The organism is Qipengyuania sp. MTN3-11, from assembly GCF_042851825.1.
Lineage (GTDB): Bacteria > Pseudomonadota > Alphaproteobacteria > Sphingomonadales > Sphingomonadaceae > Qipengyuania.
Map to the genome: position 1 here is coordinate 115,153 of NZ_BTGM01000002.1, position 15,783 is coordinate 130,935.

15 protein-coding genes and 1 tRNA gene are annotated in these 15,783 nt (G+C 67.8%); 10 read left to right on the top strand and 6 right to left on the bottom strand.

From position 1 onward, the window contains the following. Positions 1–34 precede the first annotated feature (34 nt). Together ACGHN1_RS07820 and ACGHN1_RS07825 are read left to right on the top strand one after the other, a co-directional pair. On the top strand, positions 35–415 hold the full coding sequence (locus ACGHN1_RS07820) for a hypothetical protein (protein ID WP_390550047.1): 381 nt from the start codon (positions 35–37) through the stop codon (positions 413–415). Then, positions 412–1,524 carry a zinc-binding dehydrogenase gene (locus ACGHN1_RS07825; protein WP_390550049.1) on the top strand — a complete coding sequence of 371 codons (1,113 nt, stop codon included), beginning with the start codon at positions 412–414 and terminating at the stop codon, positions 1,522–1,524. The genes ACGHN1_RS07820 and ACGHN1_RS07825 overlap by 4 nt, the downstream gene beginning before the upstream one ends. Positions 1,525–1,539: 15 nt before the next feature. Here the strand turns inward: ACGHN1_RS07825 and ACGHN1_RS07830 are convergent, their stop codons facing one another. Further along, entirely contained in the window at positions 1,540–2,529 is a 990-nt protein-coding gene (locus ACGHN1_RS07830; RefSeq protein WP_390550050.1) for an asparaginase, read from the bottom strand. A gap of 81 nt (positions 2,530–2,610) precedes the next feature. Between ACGHN1_RS07830 and ACGHN1_RS07835 the strand changes: the two genes are divergently transcribed. Next, a tRNA-Val gene (locus ACGHN1_RS07835) sits at positions 2,611–2,686 on the top strand. A 25-nt stretch (positions 2,687–2,711) separates the two neighbouring features. On the opposite strand, the gene ACGHN1_RS07840 is transcribed toward ACGHN1_RS07835, so the two are convergent. Continuing rightward, a complete protein-coding gene (locus tag ACGHN1_RS07840) occupies positions 2,712–3,275 on the bottom strand; it encodes a TlpA family protein disulfide reductase (RefSeq protein ID WP_390550052.1) in 564 nt (187 codons plus the stop codon). Between the two features lie 16 nt (positions 3,276–3,291). On the opposite strand from ACGHN1_RS07840, the gene argH reads away from it, so the two are divergent. Genes argH through lysA form a run of 3 tightly spaced genes read left to right on the top strand, consistent with a single transcriptional unit; the run spans position 3,292 to position 6,224 of the window. Further along, positions 3,292–4,668: an argininosuccinate lyase gene (argH, locus tag ACGHN1_RS07845; RefSeq protein ID WP_390550902.1), complete on the top strand. Its 1,377-nt coding sequence runs from the start codon at positions 3,292–3,294 to the stop codon at positions 4,666–4,668. Continuing rightward, positions 4,665–4,907 (top strand): lipoprotein, encoded by a 243-nt coding sequence (locus ACGHN1_RS07850; RefSeq protein ID WP_390550054.1) that lies wholly within the window; start codon positions 4,665–4,667, stop codon positions 4,905–4,907. Before argH ends, ACGHN1_RS07850 begins: the two co-directional genes overlap by 4 nt. Positions 4,908–4,952: 45 nt before the next feature. Continuing rightward, positions 4,953–6,224: a diaminopimelate decarboxylase gene (gene lysA / locus ACGHN1_RS07855; RefSeq protein WP_390550056.1), complete on the top strand. Its 1,272-nt coding sequence runs from the start codon at positions 4,953–4,955 to the stop codon at positions 6,222–6,224. A 20-nt stretch (positions 6,225–6,244) separates the two neighbouring features. On the opposite strand, the gene ACGHN1_RS07860 is transcribed toward lysA, so the two are convergent. After that, positions 6,245–7,279, bottom strand: coding sequence for a MarR family transcriptional regulator (locus tag ACGHN1_RS07860; protein ID WP_390550058.1), 1,035 nt, complete (start codon positions 7,277–7,279; stop codon positions 6,245–6,247). A 118-nt stretch (positions 7,280–7,397) separates the two neighbouring features. On the opposite strand from ACGHN1_RS07860, the gene ACGHN1_RS07865 reads away from it, so the two are divergent. Together ACGHN1_RS07865 and ACGHN1_RS07870 are read left to right on the top strand one after the other, a co-directional pair. Continuing rightward, the gene (locus ACGHN1_RS07865) at positions 7,398–7,952 is read left to right on the top strand and encodes an RNA polymerase sigma factor (RefSeq protein WP_390550060.1); all 555 of its coding nucleotides are present in this window, start codon (positions 7,398–7,400) and stop codon (positions 7,950–7,952) included. Then, positions 7,949–8,332: a DUF6768 family protein gene (locus ACGHN1_RS07870; RefSeq protein WP_390550062.1), complete on the top strand. Its 384-nt coding sequence runs from the start codon at positions 7,949–7,951 to the stop codon at positions 8,330–8,332. The genes ACGHN1_RS07865 and ACGHN1_RS07870 overlap by 4 nt, the downstream gene beginning before the upstream one ends. Here ACGHN1_RS07870 and ACGHN1_RS07875 read toward each other — a convergent pair. Both ACGHN1_RS07875 and ACGHN1_RS07880 read right to left on the bottom strand, forming a co-directional pair. Beyond that, positions 8,329–8,871, bottom strand: coding sequence for a murein L,D-transpeptidase family protein (locus ACGHN1_RS07875; protein ID WP_390550064.1), 543 nt, complete (start codon positions 8,869–8,871; stop codon positions 8,329–8,331). The genes ACGHN1_RS07870 and ACGHN1_RS07875 overlap by 4 nt on opposite strands. 96 nt (positions 8,872–8,967) lie before the next feature. Further along, complete coding sequence (locus tag ACGHN1_RS07880; protein WP_390550066.1) at positions 8,968–10,257, bottom strand: adenylosuccinate synthase; 1,290 nt, start codon at positions 10,255–10,257, stop codon at positions 8,968–8,970. Positions 10,258–10,417: 160 nt separating this feature from the next. Between ACGHN1_RS07880 and ACGHN1_RS07885 the strand changes: the two genes are divergently transcribed. Both ACGHN1_RS07885 and ACGHN1_RS07890 read left to right on the top strand, forming a co-directional pair. Further along, positions 10,418–13,729 (top strand): S41 family peptidase, encoded by a 3,312-nt coding sequence (locus ACGHN1_RS07885; protein WP_390550069.1) that lies wholly within the window; start codon positions 10,418–10,420, stop codon positions 13,727–13,729. An 87-nt stretch (positions 13,730–13,816) separates the two neighbouring features. Then, complete coding sequence (locus tag ACGHN1_RS07890; RefSeq protein WP_390550071.1) at positions 13,817–14,632, top strand: aldo/keto reductase; 816 nt, start codon at positions 13,817–13,819, stop codon at positions 14,630–14,632. Here ACGHN1_RS07890 and ACGHN1_RS07895 read toward each other — a convergent pair whose 3' ends face one another. Further along, entirely contained in the window at positions 14,633–15,769 is a 1,137-nt protein-coding gene (locus tag ACGHN1_RS07895; RefSeq protein WP_390550073.1) for an ATP phosphoribosyltransferase regulatory subunit, read from the bottom strand. It lies immediately after the preceding gene. Between the last annotated feature and the right edge of the window lie 14 nt (positions 15,770–15,783).

Genomic DNA, 15,783 nt, shown 5'->3' on the forward strand with positions numbered 1-15,783 from the left:
GGCGAAATGGCATGCGATCCCCCGGACCGCCCGCATGAGCGAAGGGGAATATGACGCCAATATCCAGGGCATCAACATCGTCTTCGGGGCAGTGCTGGGCTTTGTCCTCGCCGATGCGAACGGCCTTCCACCGGGTGAATTCGCAATACTGCTGTTCCTGAGCGCCGGCGCGGTCATCTCGATCCTCTACCTCGCCCACAGCCAATACAAGCTGTTCTACGGCGCGATGACGGCGATGCTGATCTTCCTCCTTCCGCGTATCCTCGCCGATCCGTTGGACATTCCCGTGATTCCGCAGTTGCAGCCGACCCTGGCGGTCTGGGCGGCAATGATTTTCAGCGTTGCAATCATGCCGCGTGGCGAAGAACCTGCGGTCGAACCAATCATGTCATCCAAGGAGAACCAAATTCCATGACCACCACCGGCAGACAGCTTTTCACCACGCTCGACGAGGACGGCACGCTCACGGTCGAGATCGCCGAGACGAGTTTCCCCGAACCGACCGGCAACCAGGTGCTGGTGAAAATGGAGGCCGCACCGATCAACCCGTCCGACCTCGCCATCCTGACCGGTGCGGCGGATTTCGAGAATGCCGACTATTCGCCTGGCAAGGTGGTGGCGAGAATGCCCGAACCGTTCAATTCGGGCCAGAAGGCGCGTCACGGCAAGCGCTTGCCCGCGGGCAACGAGGGCGCGGGCACGGTCGTCGCCGCTGGGAACAGCGACATTGCGAAGGGCCTGATGGGCCAGCGCGTCGCCTGCGTGCCGGGTAGCGCCTACGCCGAATACGCCATCGCCGATGCCGCCATGTGCCTCCCGCTCGGCGATCATTCGGCCGAGGACGGCGCGTCGAGCTTCGTCAACCCGATGACCGCGCTCGGCTTCGTCGAGAACGCCAGGATGGACGGGCAAAAGGCGATCCTGCACACCGTCGGCGCGTCGAACCTCGGGCTGATGCTCGAGCGCATCTGCCAGGAAGACGGGATGGCGTTGGTCAACATCGTCCGCAAGGACGAGCAGGTGAAGCTGCTGAAGGATGCCGGCGCGCAATGGGTGGTGAACTCCTCCGACGGTGATTTCATGGAGCAGCTGCGCGCCGGGATCGATGCGACCGGTGCCTTCTACGGCTTCGATCCGATCGGCGGGGGGCAGATGGTCGATCACTGCTTCAAGGCGATGGAGCAGGTCGCGGTGAAACAGATGAGCGAATACAGCCGCTACGGCTCGAACCAGCAGAAGCGGATGTTAATCTACGGTCGGCTCGATCTCAGCCCGACCACGCTGACCCCCTCCTACGGCTTCGGCTGGACCCTGTCGGGCTGGCTGCTCACCCCGTTCCTGCAGACCGCCGGAGCGGAAACGGTGATGCGGATGAGGAAGCGCGTGCTCGACAATCTCACCACCACCTTCGCCAGCGGCTACAAGAGCAAGGTCTCGCTGGAGGGCATGCTGGAGAAGGACGCCATCCTGGATTATCGCCGGATGAAGACCGGGGAGAAATATCTGGTCACCCCGCAAGCCTGAGCCGGGCGTGCGCCCTCAGGCGTAAGGATCGTCGAATCCTGCCTGGATCGCCGCCGGGTCGCGTCTGCCGTTCGCCAGCAGCAATTGGAGCAGCAGCCGCGCCTTCTGCGGGTTGAACGCGCGCGCCGCGACGAAGCGATTGCTCTCGTCGTCCGGCTCGCGGTCGACCAGCCCTTCGTCGACGCGGCTGGCGCGAACCACCGCCAGGCCCTGCGCGGCAAGCGCAGCGAGTTTGCCGCGGACGGGTTCGGGCATGTTCCCCTCGCCCACTCCGGCGACCACGATCCCGCGTGTCCGGGGACCGGTCAGGCGGTCCACCATCCCGGGCTCAAGCCCGGCGTGGACGTAGAGGATAGGCACTTCGGGCATCTCGGCCGGCAGGGCATGGCGGGCGCAATTGTCGCTGCGCCAGGGCGCCCCGAACCATTCGAGCGCGCTCGGGGTCACCAGCGCGACGCTGCCGCGCGGGAAGCCGCGAAAGGCATCCTCGGAACCGCGCGTGCGAACTTTGCGCACGTCCCGCGCGGCGAACACCCGGTCGCCCATGACCACCAGCACGCCCCGCCCCGCCGCGCGCCTGTCGCCCGCGACCCGGACCGCGTTGGCGAAATTGCGCAAGCCGTCGTAGCCCACCGCATCGGCCGGCCGCATCGCCCCGACCAGCACCACCGGCTTGTCGGACGGCAGCGTCAGATCGAGCAGGAACGCGGTTTCCTCCGCCGTGTCGGTTCCGTGAGTGACGACGATCCCGTCGCAGGCATCGTCGGCGAACGCCGCGGCGATCTCCGCATGGAGCCGCGCCCAGATGGCGGGCGACATGTCCTCCGAACCGACATTGGCGATCTGGCGGCCCTCGAGCGTGGCGGGCAGGCCGATCGCTTCGACCTTCGCCAGATAGTCGTCGATGCCGATCTGCCCCGGCCGGTAATCGTGCCGCGTCGCGCTGCCCGCGACGCCCGCGATGGTGCCGCCGGTGGCGAGGATGAGAATGCGAGGGTCCGGCATGGCGCGTCGCCTAGCCGGGCGAGGCGACAGCGGGCAATTGATTTTCGGTCCACGCACGCTAGAAGCGCGCCTCCCCACGAGGGGCGCTTAGCTCAGTTGGTAGAGCATCTCGTTTACACCGAGAGGGTCGGCGGTTCGAGCCCGTCAGCGCCCACCAGCATTTCGCAGGGCCACCATCATTCTCAGGGCACGGGCGGCGCGATCGCCTCCTCCACCGCCGCGCGGGCTTCCGGGCTCGACCAGTCGTAATCGCCGGTGATGCGCCAGACCTCCTGACCCAGCGCGTCGTAGAGGATGGTGGTGGGCAGCACATCCACGCCCAGCCCCTCCATCAACCGGTTCTGCGGATCGAGCCAGGGTTCGATCAGTTCGAAATCGCGCTCGGCGAAGAAGTCGACGACTTTCTGCCGGTCGCCAAGATCCTGGCTGGCCGTGACCACCCGGATTTCGCCATCCATATCAACCGCCAAATCGTCTAGCAGCGGCATTTCCTTGACGCAGGGCGCGCACCAGGTCGCCCAGAGGTTGAGCAACACCGGCGTGCCCTGAAGCGCGCCGAGATTGAGCACCTCGCCCCGGGCGCTGTCGAGATTGACCGCGGGCATCAGCTCCCCGGCCATGGACCGGTCGATCTCGCCCGCGGGCGCTGCTTTCGCCGGTCCTTGCCCGCCATCCGGCGCTGCCCTATCGCAGCCGCCGATCAGCAGAGTGAGGACGGCAGCGAGCGTGAGCGACGAGCGGGACAAATCGAGCTCCAACCAGATGTGGGGCGGTAGGTTCGCCGGCGGGCCTAGCGCGATCATGCGCGAAATCAACGCTTCGATCCCGTTCGACAAGGCGCTGTGGCGCCACGACATCGCGGGCAGCCGCGCGCATGTGGCGATGCTGGCGGCGCAGGACATCGTTTCGGGCGAGGATGCGCAGACGATCGACGAGGGATTACAGGCGATTGCCGCGGAGTACGAGCGCGACGGCGTGCCCGAGGACTGGGACCTCGAGGACATCCACATGACCGTGGAGGCGCGGCTGACCGAGCTGATCGGGCCGGTCGCGGGTCGGCTCCACACCGCGCGCAGCCGCAACGACCAGGTAGCGACCGATTTCGTGCTGTGGGTCCGCGATGCAGCTGAGCGTGCCGAACAGGCACTTGATCGGCTGTCGAACGCCCTCTTGATCCGCGCCGAAGAGCACGCCGCCAGCGTCATGCCGGGCTTCACCCACCTGCAGACGGCGCAGCCGGTGACGCTGGGCCATCATCTGATGGCCTATTTCGAGATGTTCGCGCGCGATCGCGCCCGGTTTGCCGATGCCCGCAAGCGGATGGCGCTGTGTCCGCTGGGCAGCGCGGCGCTCGCCGGGACGGGCTTTCCCATCGATCGCCACGCAACCGCTTCCGCGCTCGGCTTCGACGGGCCGACGCGCAACAGCCTCGATGCCGTGTCCGACCGCGACTTCGCCCTCGAATATCTCCACGCCGCCAGCACCTGCGCGATCCACCTCTCCCGTCTCGCGGAAGAGATGGTGCTGTGGGCCAGCCAGCCCTTCGGATTCGTGCGTCTGCCCGATGCGCTTTCCACCGGCAGCTCGATCATGCCCCAGAAGAAGAACCCCGACGCGGCGGAACTGGTGCGCGGCCATGCCGGGCGGATCATCGGCTGCGCGACATCGCTGATGGTGACGATGAAGGGCCTGCCGCTCGCCTATTCGAAGGACATGCAGGACGACAAGCCGCCGGTGTTCGAGGCGGCGGGCCTGCTCGACCTGTCGCTGGCGGCGATGACCGGTATGGTCGCCGACAGCACCTTCGACACCGCCAGGATGCGCGCCGCGGCGGAAGCCGGTTTCGCCACCGCCACCGATCTGGCCGACTGGCTGGTGCGCGAGGCGGGCATTCCCTTCCGCGAGGCGCACCACGTCACCGGCGCGGCGGTGAAGCTGGCGGAAGAGCGAGGCGTCGCGCTCGACGCGCTACCGCTGGCCGATCTCCAGACGATCGACGCGCGGATCGACGAGCGGGTGTTCGATGCGCTTTCGGTCGATGCTTCCGTCGCCGCCCGATGCTCCTATGGCGGCACCGCGCCCGATCAGGTAAGGGAACGCGTGGCCGAAGGACGCAGGATGCTGGGAACGGGTGAATGAAGCGGGTCGGAGCGGGATTGCTGGTGCTGTTCATGCTGGCAGCCTGCGGGCAGACATCGGCTCTCGAACCGCGCCCCGGGGCGAGCCTGCCGCCCGCCCCCTACGGATCGGTCGAGCGCCCCACGGCCGACGATCTGCTCGATCTCCCCACCCTCGCCGACCCCGAACGCAATGTCGAATTGCGTCGCCGCTCCGAGGAACGCGAGGATGATCCCTTCGATCTTCCGCCGGAAAGGTGATCGCATCTCGACACGGCGAGCACTTCTAGGCAGAGCGCGCTCCCGATGAACCATTTTCACCTTCGCGACGGCGTGATGCACGTCGAAAACGTTCCCCTGCCGGCGATTGCCGAGGCGGTCGGTACTCCCGTCTATGTCTATTCCCGCGCCACGCTGGAACGGCACGCGCAGGTTTTCGCCGAAGCGCTTGCCGGGCTGGGCGGGGATGCGGACGGGCCGCTGCTCGCCTTCGCGGTGAAGGCCAATCCCAACCTCGCGGTGCTCAAGGTGCTGCAGCGGCAGGGCTACGGGGCGGACGTGGTTTCGAGCGGCGAGATGCGCCGCGCGCTCGCCGCGGGCATGGCGCCGGAAAAGATCGTCTTTTCCGGTGTCGGCAAGACCGCGGCCGAACTGGACGAGGCGCTGGACGCCGAGATCGGCCAATTCAATCTCGAGAGCGAAGAGGAAGGGATCGAACTCTCCGCCATCGCCGCCGCGCGCGGGGTGGAAGCGCGCTGCGCCCTCAGGGTCAATCCCGATGTCGATGCGGGGACGCACGACAAGATCTCCACCGGCAAGGCCGACAACAAGTTCGGCGTGCCGATCGGCGAGGCTCCGGCGATCTTTGCCCGCCTCGCCGCGCTTCCCGGCCTGCGGCTGCGCGGCGTGGCGCTGCATATCGGCAGCCAGCTTTTCGAGCTCGCGCCGCTGGAACGCGCGTTCGAAAAGCTCGGCCGGCTGATCGCGGACTTGCGCGAGGCAGGGCACGCAATCACCCACGCCGACCTCGGCGGCGGTCTGGGCGTACCCTACAAGCCCGAGGACGCTCCACCCTCGCCGGCCGAATACGGAGCGATGGTGGCACGGGTGACCAGGGGCTGGGACGTCCGCCTGGTGTTCGAGCCGGGACGGGTCATCGCGGGCAACGCCGGGGTGCTGCTGACCCGGGTGATCCGGGTCAAGCGCGGGGTCGCCGATCCCTTCGTAGTGGTAGATGCGGCGATGAACGATCTCGCCCGCCCCGCCATGTACGGAGCCTGGCACGATTTCGCGGCGGTGACGCCGGGAGACGACCGGATGCGCGCCAATATCGTCGGGCCGATCTGCGAGACCGGCGACACCTTCGCCACGGGGCGCGAAATCGAGAGGGTCGGGTCCGGCGATCTCGCCGTGTTCCGCACCGCCGGAGCCTATGGCGCGACCATGGCCTCGAGCTACAATTCGCGCGGCTTCGTCGCCGAGGTGCTGGTGGACGGCGATCGCTTCGCCACGGTTACCGAGCGGGTCCCCGCCGATGCCATGATGGGTGCGGAACGGGTCCCCGACTGGCTGGCCTGAGGACCGGGCCGCCGATCGGCTCAGACCGTGTTGGTCTGGAGGCCGATTGCATCGAAATACCGCGCCATGGCATCGGCAGCCTTGTCCAAGAGCGCGATGAAGGCACGCCGCTTGTCGCCGTCGTCCTGCGTCCGCTCGAGGATGCCGGCGTCGACCATCTGCGAAATCCACCGCAGCGCCGTGGTCGCCGGCACGCTGGCGGCAATGCACAGCGAGGTTACCGAAACCCGCCGGTGTTCGGCGCGCGCCGCGGTGAGATCGAGCAGGATGTCCCAAGCCGGGTCGGCGAAGAGATCGCCGTCGAAGAATTCCGCCCGCATCGCGCGGTGCCGCAGCATGGTCTTGACCAGCCGCGGCTCCGGCAACGGGATGCGTGGCTTGCGCTGCATCGCATTCTCGCGCTCGGCATGCCGAAACCCTTGCGTCGGCTGGGCGAGGTGGATGGCGAGTTCCCGTTCCGTGGCCGGATAATATTCCTGCGGTGCTCCGGACAATCCGTCGATCTTGGCCGCCAGCCGCTCGACCTCCTCGGCGAGCCGCAGCAGCGCGATCCGCTCGCTTTCGTCCGGCTCCCTCAAGCGGCGGCCCGGAATGCGCGCGAGCGCACCACCCAGCGAAACGATCCGCTGCGCTCTCGTCGCTCCGACGAGAATGTCGGGCCGGGAGCGATCGAGGCAACCGAACACGTCCTCGAGTGCATCCGCAGTGGTCGAGACGAGAAGCATCGCCCCCGCGCGCGCGGCGCGTTCGTCGAGCCGGACGAGCGCGGCGAGGCGCGCCGCGTCGATTTCGGGACAATCGACCAGAACGACATCGCCCAGCACCCCGCCCCCGCGTTCGAGCAGAGAGGACAGCGAACGGCGTGTCCGCACGCCCATCCCCGCACATCGGGCATCCTCGGCCATGGCCGACAGGACGGTTTCGCTTTCGGCGAACAGCGAAACGGCCAGCGCCGGCCGATCACCCTCCACCGGCTCGGCACCGAATGCCTCTCGGTTCTCGCCCCCAAGCTTTGCATCGGGTTCGTCGTCACACAGGTATGCCAGTTGAGCCATCCGTAGTTGTCCTGAGTCGTGCAAACAAATTGAGAACAAATCATGGCCGTGTCAAGAAAACTCCATTTTCGAGCTTGCCCGAGCGAACCTTTTGCCGGCGTGCCGCGACTGTAGAGCCATGGACCGTCCGACGACATCCGAGAGCGACGCGGCGTTCGACGCGCTGCTGGTCACGCTGGTCTGGTCCGGCGATCGGCAGGCTGCGCGGCGGCTCGCAGTTCGCTGGCAGCCGCGGCTGCTCCGCACGGCGCGCCGCTTGCTCCAGGATCCGGACGGCGCGACGTCCGCTGTTCAGGATAGCTGGGTGGCGATTTTCCGGGGAATTCACCGGCTCGACGATCCGGCGCGCTTCGCCCCTTGGGCCTTCGGCATCTTGCGCCACAAATGCCTCGATCGGATTCGAACCGCGCAGGCGCGCCGCGGCCGTTCCGGCGAGCTGGCGGAGGAAAACCTGCGCGCACCGGGCCGGGCGCCCGAGGAACGCCTGGCGATCCTCCAGGCCTTCGCCGCACTGCCCGGCGATCAGCGGCTGGCGGCGCATCTCCATTACACAGAGGGGCTGACCCTTGCCGAAATCGCCGCCGCGACCGGAGCGCCCGAAGGCACCGTCAAATCGCGCCTGTTCAACGCCCGCCGCCGGCTGAAGGCGGTGCTTCAAGGAGACGACGCATGACCGATATCGACAACCGCATTCGCGGCGCGCTGGACGAGGACGACAGGGCCTTCCTCGCCTCGCTCGACGACACGAACGGCCTGTTCGGCCAGATCGGGGACACTTTCGCCGGCCCCCTCGGCGGCTGGGCGAAGCTGGTCTTCGTGGTCTCGCTGGGGCTGGCAGCGGCGATGTTCTATGCTGTGTTTCGCCTGGTCGAGGCACCAAGCGGCGATGCCATGCTCGGCTGGGGCCTGCTGCTGCTGGGCCTGCTGATGATGCAGGGCTTCATCAAGGAGTGGCTGTTCAACCGGATGAACCTGATCACCGTGCTGCGCGAATTGAAGCGCCTGCAGTTTCAGATCGCCGAACTGTCCGAGCGCGGCGGGCCGAAGCGCTAGGGCCTGATCTCGATCGGGGTGCCGTCGGGCACGATCTGCCAGAGGTCGGCGATCTCCTCGTCGGAAAGGGCGATGCAGCCGTCGGTCCAGTCGCCGCGCATCCGCTGGGCCGAACCGTTGGGCTGACCGTGGATGAAGATGTCCCCACCCGGCGAGCGCCCATTCGCCGCGGCATATGCGCGGTCGGCGGCGTTGGGGTAGGAGATGTGCAGGCTGAGGTAGTAGCGCGACTGCGGGTTGCCGTAGTCGATCGTGTAGCGCCCTTCCGGCGTGCGCTCGTCGCCTTCGAACTGCTTGTGCCCCAAGGGGGCGTCGCCGAACTGGAGGCCGGAAAAGACACGGATGATACGGCCGTGGGAATAGGCCCATAGGGTCCGGTCGGATTTGTCGATCAGCACGAAATCGGCGCGTTCCGGAGATCGGGGAAGGACTCGCGCCGCAGGAACGCGCTCTGCCACCGATGGCGCGGCTGGCGGCGCAGGCGACGTGGAGCAGGCGGTCGACGCGAAAAGGGCGAGGAAGGCAACGACGATTCTCACGCCGTCATCCTACCGTCATTCCGGCAAAAGCCGGAATCCCTTTCCGCAGGAGTGCCGGGAGATGATGCCCCGGCTTGCGCCGGGATGACCACCGGATCAATCCATGAACGGATCGCGGACCAGGATCGTGTCCTCGCGCTCCGGGCTGGTGGAAACCAGCGCGACCGGGGTCTCGATCAGTTCCTGGACGCGGCTGATGTATTTGATCGCATTGGCCGGCAGGTCCGCCCAGCTGCGCGCGCCGGCGGTGCTTTCGCTCCAGCCGTCCATCTCTTCGTAGATCGGCTCGACGGCGGCCTGGTCTGCGGCGTGGCTGGGAAGATAGTCGTAAACCTGTCCGCGCAGGCGATAGCCGGTGCAGATCTTCACCTTGTCGAGCCCGTCGAGCACGTCGATCTTGGTGAGCGCGATGCCGGTCACGCCGCTGATCGCGCAGGTCTGGCGCACCAGCACCGCATCGAACCACCCGACCCGCCGCTGGCGCCCCGTGACGGTGCCGAATTCGTGGCCGCGTTCGCCGAGCATCTGGCCGACCTCGTCTTCGAGCTCGGTAGGGAACGGACCGCTGCCGACCCGGGTGGTGTAGGCCTTGACGATGCCGAGCACGAAGCCGGTGGCGTTCGGCCCCAGCCCGCTGCCCGCCGCCGCGGAGCCGCTGACGGTATTGGAGCTGGTGACGAAGGGATAAGTGCCGTGATCGACGTCGAGCAAGACGCCCTGCGCGCCTTCGAACAGGATCTTGGCACCGGCCTTGCGCACCTTCTTCAGCCGCTTCCACACCGGCTGCGCGAACTTCAGCACGAAGGGCGCGATCTCGCGCAGTTCGGCGAGCAGCGCCTCGCGGTCGATCGGGGCCTGTTCGAACCCCGCGCGCAGCGCGTCGTGATGGGCGCAAAGGCGATCGAGCTGCGGTTCGATATGATCGAGATGGGCGAGATCGCACACGCGGATCGCGCGGCGGCCGACCTTGTCCTCGTAGGCCGGGCCGATGCCGCGGCCGGTGGTGCCGATCTTGCCGCTGCCCGCCGCGGTTTCCCGCAATCCGTCGAGATCGCGGTGGATCGGCAGGATCAGCGCGCAATTGTCGGCGACGGCGAAATTGTCGGGCGTGATGGCGACGCCCTGCCCTTCGAGCTTCTCGACCTCGGCCTTCAGCGCCCAGGGATCGAGCACCACGCCGTTGCCGACGATGCTGAGCGTGCCGGTGACGATGCCGCTGGGCAGCAGGCTGAGCTTGTAGGTGGTGTCGCCGACCACCAGCGTGTGCCCGGCGTTGTGGCCGCCCTGGAAGCGCACCACGGCATCGGCCCGGCTGGCGAGCCAGTCGACGATCTTGCCCTTGCCCTCATCGCCCCACTGGGCGCCGATCACGGTGACGTTGGCCATCTCAATCCTGTCCTGCCGGGAATGCGAGGCGCGCCCTAGCAGACGCGCAGCCCCGGGCAAGCTTCGTCGGCACGGCAAGACGCTGGTCGAATTTGCGATTGTGCTTGGCGGCGGTTGTTCGCATTCTCGCCCGGCAAACACCGCAGGGGGACATCCAGGAATGAAATCGCTTCGCTTCGCCGCCGCGAGCCTGCTCGCGCTCGCCGCATCCGCCGTCGCTGCCGAGGAAGGCTATTACCAATATCCGAGCGCGCGCGGCGACACGCTGGTCTTCGCCAGCGAGGGCGATCTGTGGCGCGCGCCGCGCGGCGGCGGGATGGCGGTCCGGCTGACCAATCACGAGGAAGAGGAGAGCAATGCCGCGCTTTCGCCGGACGGCACCATGGTCGCCTTCAACGCCGCCTACGACAGCACCGGCGACGTCTACGTCATGCCGGTTTCGGGCGGGGCGCCGAAGCGGCTGACCTTCGAGAGCGGCGGGGTGCGCACCGTCGGCTGGACGCCCGAGGGCCGCGTGGTCTTCGCCACCAACCGCCACGGGGGCGGGCTCGGCGAAATCCTCTACACCGTCGCGCCCGACGGCGGCGAGCCGCAGGCGATCCCGCTATGGCGCGCGAACGCCGCGACCTTCGGTTCGGACCCGAACACGCTGTTCTTCCAGCGCCGCGGCCTCGACATGCGCGCCAACGACAACGCCGTGCAGTATCGCGGCGGCGGCACGGCGCAGCTGTGGCGTTGGCAGATGGGATCGCAGGCCGAGGCGACCCAGCTGCTCGCCGACCACGCCGCCGGAATCCGCATGCCGATGGCCTGGAACGGGCGCATCTATTTCATCTCCGACCAGAGCGGCGGGGATGCCGTCTGGTCGGTTGCCGAAGACGGCAGCGGGGTTCGCCAGCATTCGGCGGAACTGCCCTTCCCGGTGCTGCAGGCGAGTCTCGATAACGGCGAGATATTCCTGCAGAACGGCGCCGACCTCCACGTCTATTCGATCGCCGGGAACACCATGCGCCGGCTCGACATCGACCTCGTCACCGATCGCGAGCAGACCCGCGAACGCGCGCTCGAGAATCCGCTGCGCAATCTCACCGCCGCGCATGTCTCGCCATCCGGCGAGAGCGTGGCCCTGACCGCGCGCGGTCGAGTGGCGCTGGGCTTCACCAGCCAGCGCCGCCGGATCGAGTTTCCCGTCCCGCTCGACGCGCGTGCGCGCGAAGCGGTCGCCGGGCCCGAGGGCGCGGAGGTCTTCGCGATCATCGACCAGGACGTGCGCGGTGACATCTACCGGATGCCGGCCGACGGCACCGGCGCTCCGGTGGCGGTGACCCGCGGCTACGACAGCTACATCTGGGAATTCGATCTCTCGCCCGACGGCAAGACCATCGTCGTCGCCGACAAGGCAGCCAGGTTGCAGAAGATCGACGTCGCCACCGGCCGGGTGACCGAACTCGCCCGCAACGCCACCGGCAACGACAATCCCTTTTCCGGCGTGACCTTCTCGCCGGACGGGAAATTCATCGCCTATGCCGAAGATTTCGACGGTGGTACCGGCTATCGCGGATCGATCTTCGTCCAGGATCTCGCCAGCGGCCGCCGGGTGCGCGCCACCTCCGACAAGTACAGCGATTTCGCCCCCGCCTTCGCGCATGACGGGGCGTGGCTCTATTTCCTCTCCGAACGCAATTTCTCTCCGAATCCAGGCTATCCTTGGGGCGATCGCAACATGGGCGTGGCCTTCCCGGATCGCGGCGAGATCTACGCGCTCCAGCTCGACCCCGCGTCCGAATTCCGCTTCGTCGAGGAGAACGAGTTGAGCGGCGAGGACGAGGAGGCCGAACTTGGCGCTGCAGGCTCGGCCGAGGATTCGAAAAAAGAAGACGAGGAGGAGGAGGACACCAAGCCCGCCCCGGCGAATATCGTCCTCGAGGGGCTCGCGGACCGCCTCTACAAGGTCCCCGGTGCCGCCGGGGTCGAAGGCGCATTGTTCGCGGCGGAGGATTTCCTCTTCACCCGGCGCGGCGAGGACATCGTCTCGGTAGCGATCAGCAAGAACGATCCCAAGATCGAGACCTTCGCCGCCAAGGCGCTGGGCTTCGAGCTATCCGCGGATCGCAAGACCGCCTTCGTGGTGTCGGGTCCGCCCGACAGTCCGGCGATGGCGCTGGTCCCGGTGGGTGCGAAAATGCCCGATACGCTCGACCCCCATCGGGTGCGGCTGGCCGACTGGAAGCTGCTGGTCGATCCGCAGGCCGAATGGCAGCAGATGTTCGTCGACGCATGGCGCATGCACCGCGACTTCGCCTACGATCCCGCGCTGCGCGGCGTCGACTGGAATGCGGTGCGCGCGCGGCACGAACCGCTGGTCGCGCGCATCGGCCACCGCGCAGAGCTGAACGCCATTCTCTCGCAGATGTCCTCGCAGCTCGGCATCCTCCACAGCCAGGTGGGCGGGGGCGACGTACCGCGCGATACCGAAAACGCCGAGCTCGGCTTCCTCGGCGCGGAGACCTCGCCGGTGGCCGGCGGGCTCCGGATCGACGCCATCTATCGCAGCGACGAGGACATCGTCTCGATGCGGCCGCCGCTGACCCGGCCGGGAGTCGATGCCAGGGTCGGCGACGTCATCACGCGGGTCGACGGACGTCCGGTCCGCACCCACGCCGAGCTCGCCCAGGCGCTCACCGCCAAGGTCGGGCAAGAGGTCAGGCTCGACCTGACGCGCGGCGGCCGGAGCGTTTCCGCCATCGTCCAGCCGATGAATGCGGGCGGCGAATACATGGCCCGCTGGTTCGATCGGGTTCAGGAGAAGCGCGCGGAGACCGACCGGCTTTCGGGCGGCGACATCGGCTATGTCGCCCTCAAGGCCATGGGCGGGGACGATGTCGCCGCCTTCGCGCGCGATTTCTTCCCCCAGCTCGACAAGGACGGACTGATCATCGACGTGCGCGGCAACAACGGCGGCAATGTCGACAGCATCGTCATCGCGCAACTGATGCGCCGCGTCTGGGCCTATTGGGCGACCGACGGCGGCCGGCCCTATACCAACATGCAGGGCGCGTTCCGCGGCCATATCGCGGTGCTGATCGACGAGCGGACCTATTCCGACGGCGAGACCTTCGCCGCCGGGATGAAGTCGCTGGGCCTTGCGCCGCTGATCGGCACGCGCACCGCCGGGGCCGGCATCTGGCTGTCGGGCCGCAATCCGCTGACCGACAACGGCATGGCCCGGATTGCCGAATATGCTCAGTACGGGCTCGACGGGCGCTGGCTGATCGAAGGCTGGGGCGTCGCTCCGGACATCGAGGTCGAGAACCTGCCGCACGCGAGCTTCGAGGGGCAGGACGCCCAGCTCGAAGCGGCGGTGGGCTGGCTGGAAGCGAAGATCGCCGCCGAACCGGTGCGCGAGCTGGTGCCCCTGCCCCTGCCCCCGGTCGGCGAGCCCGGGCGCGACGCCTACCGGCTCGACCGATAGCGTTTTTCGGACGCGCGATTTTTTCGGGATCCGGGCCGGAAAGATCGCGCGTCCGCTCCGTTGGTGGGACGCAACCAAGGAGCATCCATGACCGACTATCCCACCCTCGACCTCAACGACGGCCGGCAGATCCCCCAGCTCGGCTTCGGCACCTACAAGCTTGCCGATGACGACGCGCCCGAAGCGGTCGCGACCGCGATCGATGTCGGCTACTGGCTGGTCGACACCGCCGCGATCTATGAAAACGAGCGCGGTGTCGGCAAGGGCGTCGGCGAATGGTCGGACATCTTCCTCCAGACCAAGATCTGGAACGATAGCCAGGGCTACGACCGGACGCTCAAGGCCGCCGACAAATGCCTCGACCGGCTCGGCCGCGACCATGTCGACATGCTGCTGATCCACTGGCCGTGCCCGGACAAGGATCTGTTCGTCGACACGTGGAAAGCGCTGATCGAGCTGCGCGATGCCGGCAAGGCCAAGTCGATCGGCGTGTCCAATTTCCGCGAGCAGGATCTGAAGCGCATCGTCGATGCCACCGGCGTGACCCCGGCGCTCAACCAGATCGAACTGCATCCCAGCTTTCAGCAGCAAGGCCTGCGCAAGGTCCACGAGGAGATGGGGATCGTTACCCAGAGCTGGTCGCCGCTCGGCCAGGGCGAAGGCATGGACGACGACACCGTCGGCGCGATCGCCGAGGAGACCGGCCAGCCGGCGAGCGCGGTGATCCTGCGCTGGCATCTGCAGCACGGCCTCTGCCCGATTCCCAAGGCCAGTAGCCGCGATCACATCGAAGCCAATTTCAAGGCGCTCGCCTTCGAACTATCGGACGAGCAGATGGGCCGGATCGACGCGCTCGACAGCGCGGACGGGCGCATGGGGCCCGATCCTGCGAAATTCAGCTGATCAGATCGGGCGCGGACCTTCGGCGGTGAGGCGGTGGGTGCATCCCAGCACCGCCGCCTCGTCGCTTTCGTCGAGTGCCGACAGGGTCCGCCAGCCTTCGCTGCGCAATCGCGCTGCGGCTTCCCGGTCGTGGCCGAGGGGAAGGAAGAGCAGGTCGCGCCCGACAGGCCCCTCGCCCAGCGCTTCCAACATGGGTTCCATGTAGAGCGAGAACCCGGTCGCGGTCTCGCCGCTGCCGGACAGACGATAGGTGCCTCCCCGGCCCAGCGCGCCGCGCGCGCCCTCGGCATAGACGGTGAAGCCGAACCAGCTCTGGTACTCGAAGCCATGGCGTTCGCTCGGGTCGAGCGTCAGCCGGGTCCGGTCGCCCAGGCGCGCGGCGATGGCGCGCAGGCCTCCGATGCGGCTCGCCAGCGCTCCGCCGGCATCGAGAGCGGAGAGCCGTTCGATCGCCGCGTCGAAATCCCCGGCGGCGTAGAGCAGCGGCAGGTAGGCCTCGCCGCCCGGGATCTCCGCGAGCCCGCCCGCATCCTTGGCATCCAGTTCGCGCCGGACCGCATCCTTCGCACCGGGTTCGAGCGGCATCGCCTTCTCGGCCAGCCGGTCGACCAGATCGGGAAGGGTGAAATCGACGGAAACCCCGTTTGCCCCGGCCGCGGCCAGCGCCTCGATCGCCAGGGTGACGATCTCGCTCGCTGCCTCGACGGTGTCGCTGCCGATCAGTTCCGCTCCGAGCTGGAGCCGCTGGCGCGCCGGATCGAGCTGGTCGGCGCGGATCGTCGCGACCTCGCCGCCGTAGCACAGCCGCAGGGGGCGCGGCGCATCGGCGAGACCGGTGGCAGCGATGCGACCGATCTGCGGGGTTATGTCGCTCCTCAGCGCCAGCGTGCGCAGGCTCGCCGGGTCGACGAAGCGGAACATGCGGCGCGTCGCCACCCCGTCCATCCGCCCGGCGAGCGAGCGTTCGAACTCGAGCATCGGCGGGCGGACGCGGTCGTAGCCGCGGCCGTCCATCGCCGCGAGCACGGATCGCGTCGCCCGGCTGACGGCGGCGGAGCGGTGCGGAAGCATGTCCTCCAGCCCCTCGGGCAGGAGGTCGTCTGGATCGGCGGCGCGGTTGCTGAAGGGTCCGGTCATGGCCCGGCAGCCCC

Coding starts and splice junctions, on each gene's coding strand:
- ACGHN1_RS07820 (WP_390550047.1), top strand. CDS start 35: ATGAGCGAAGGGGAATATGACGCCAATATCCAGGGCATCAACATCGTC.
- ACGHN1_RS07825 (WP_390550049.1), top strand. CDS start 412: ATGACCACCACCGGCAGACAGCTTTTCACCACGCTCGACGAGGACGGC.
- ACGHN1_RS07830 (WP_390550050.1), bottom strand. CDS start 2,529: ATGCCGGACCCTCGCATTCTCATCCTCGCCACCGGCGGCACCATCGCG.
- argH (WP_390550902.1), top strand. CDS start 3,292: ATGTGGGGCGGTAGGTTCGCCGGCGGGCCTAGCGCGATCATGCGCGAA.
- ACGHN1_RS07850 (WP_390550054.1), top strand. CDS start 4,665: ATGAAGCGGGTCGGAGCGGGATTGCTGGTGCTGTTCATGCTGGCAGCC.
- lysA (WP_390550056.1), top strand. CDS start 4,953: ATGAACCATTTTCACCTTCGCGACGGCGTGATGCACGTCGAAAACGTT.
- ACGHN1_RS07860 (WP_390550058.1), bottom strand. CDS start 7,279: ATGGCTCAACTGGCATACCTGTGTGACGACGAACCCGATGCAAAGCTT.
- ACGHN1_RS07865 (WP_390550060.1), top strand. CDS start 7,398: ATGGACCGTCCGACGACATCCGAGAGCGACGCGGCGTTCGACGCGCTG.
- ACGHN1_RS07870 (WP_390550062.1), top strand. CDS start 7,949: ATGACCGATATCGACAACCGCATTCGCGGCGCGCTGGACGAGGACGAC.
- ACGHN1_RS07880 (WP_390550066.1), bottom strand. CDS start 10,257: ATGGCCAACGTCACCGTGATCGGCGCCCAGTGGGGCGATGAGGGCAAG.
- ACGHN1_RS07885 (WP_390550069.1), top strand. CDS start 10,418: ATGAAATCGCTTCGCTTCGCCGCCGCGAGCCTGCTCGCGCTCGCCGCA.
- ACGHN1_RS07890 (WP_390550071.1), top strand. CDS start 13,817: ATGACCGACTATCCCACCCTCGACCTCAACGACGGCCGGCAGATCCCC.
- ACGHN1_RS07895 (WP_390550073.1), bottom strand. CDS start 15,769: ATGACCGGACCCTTCAGCAACCGCGCCGCCGATCCAGACGACCTCCTG.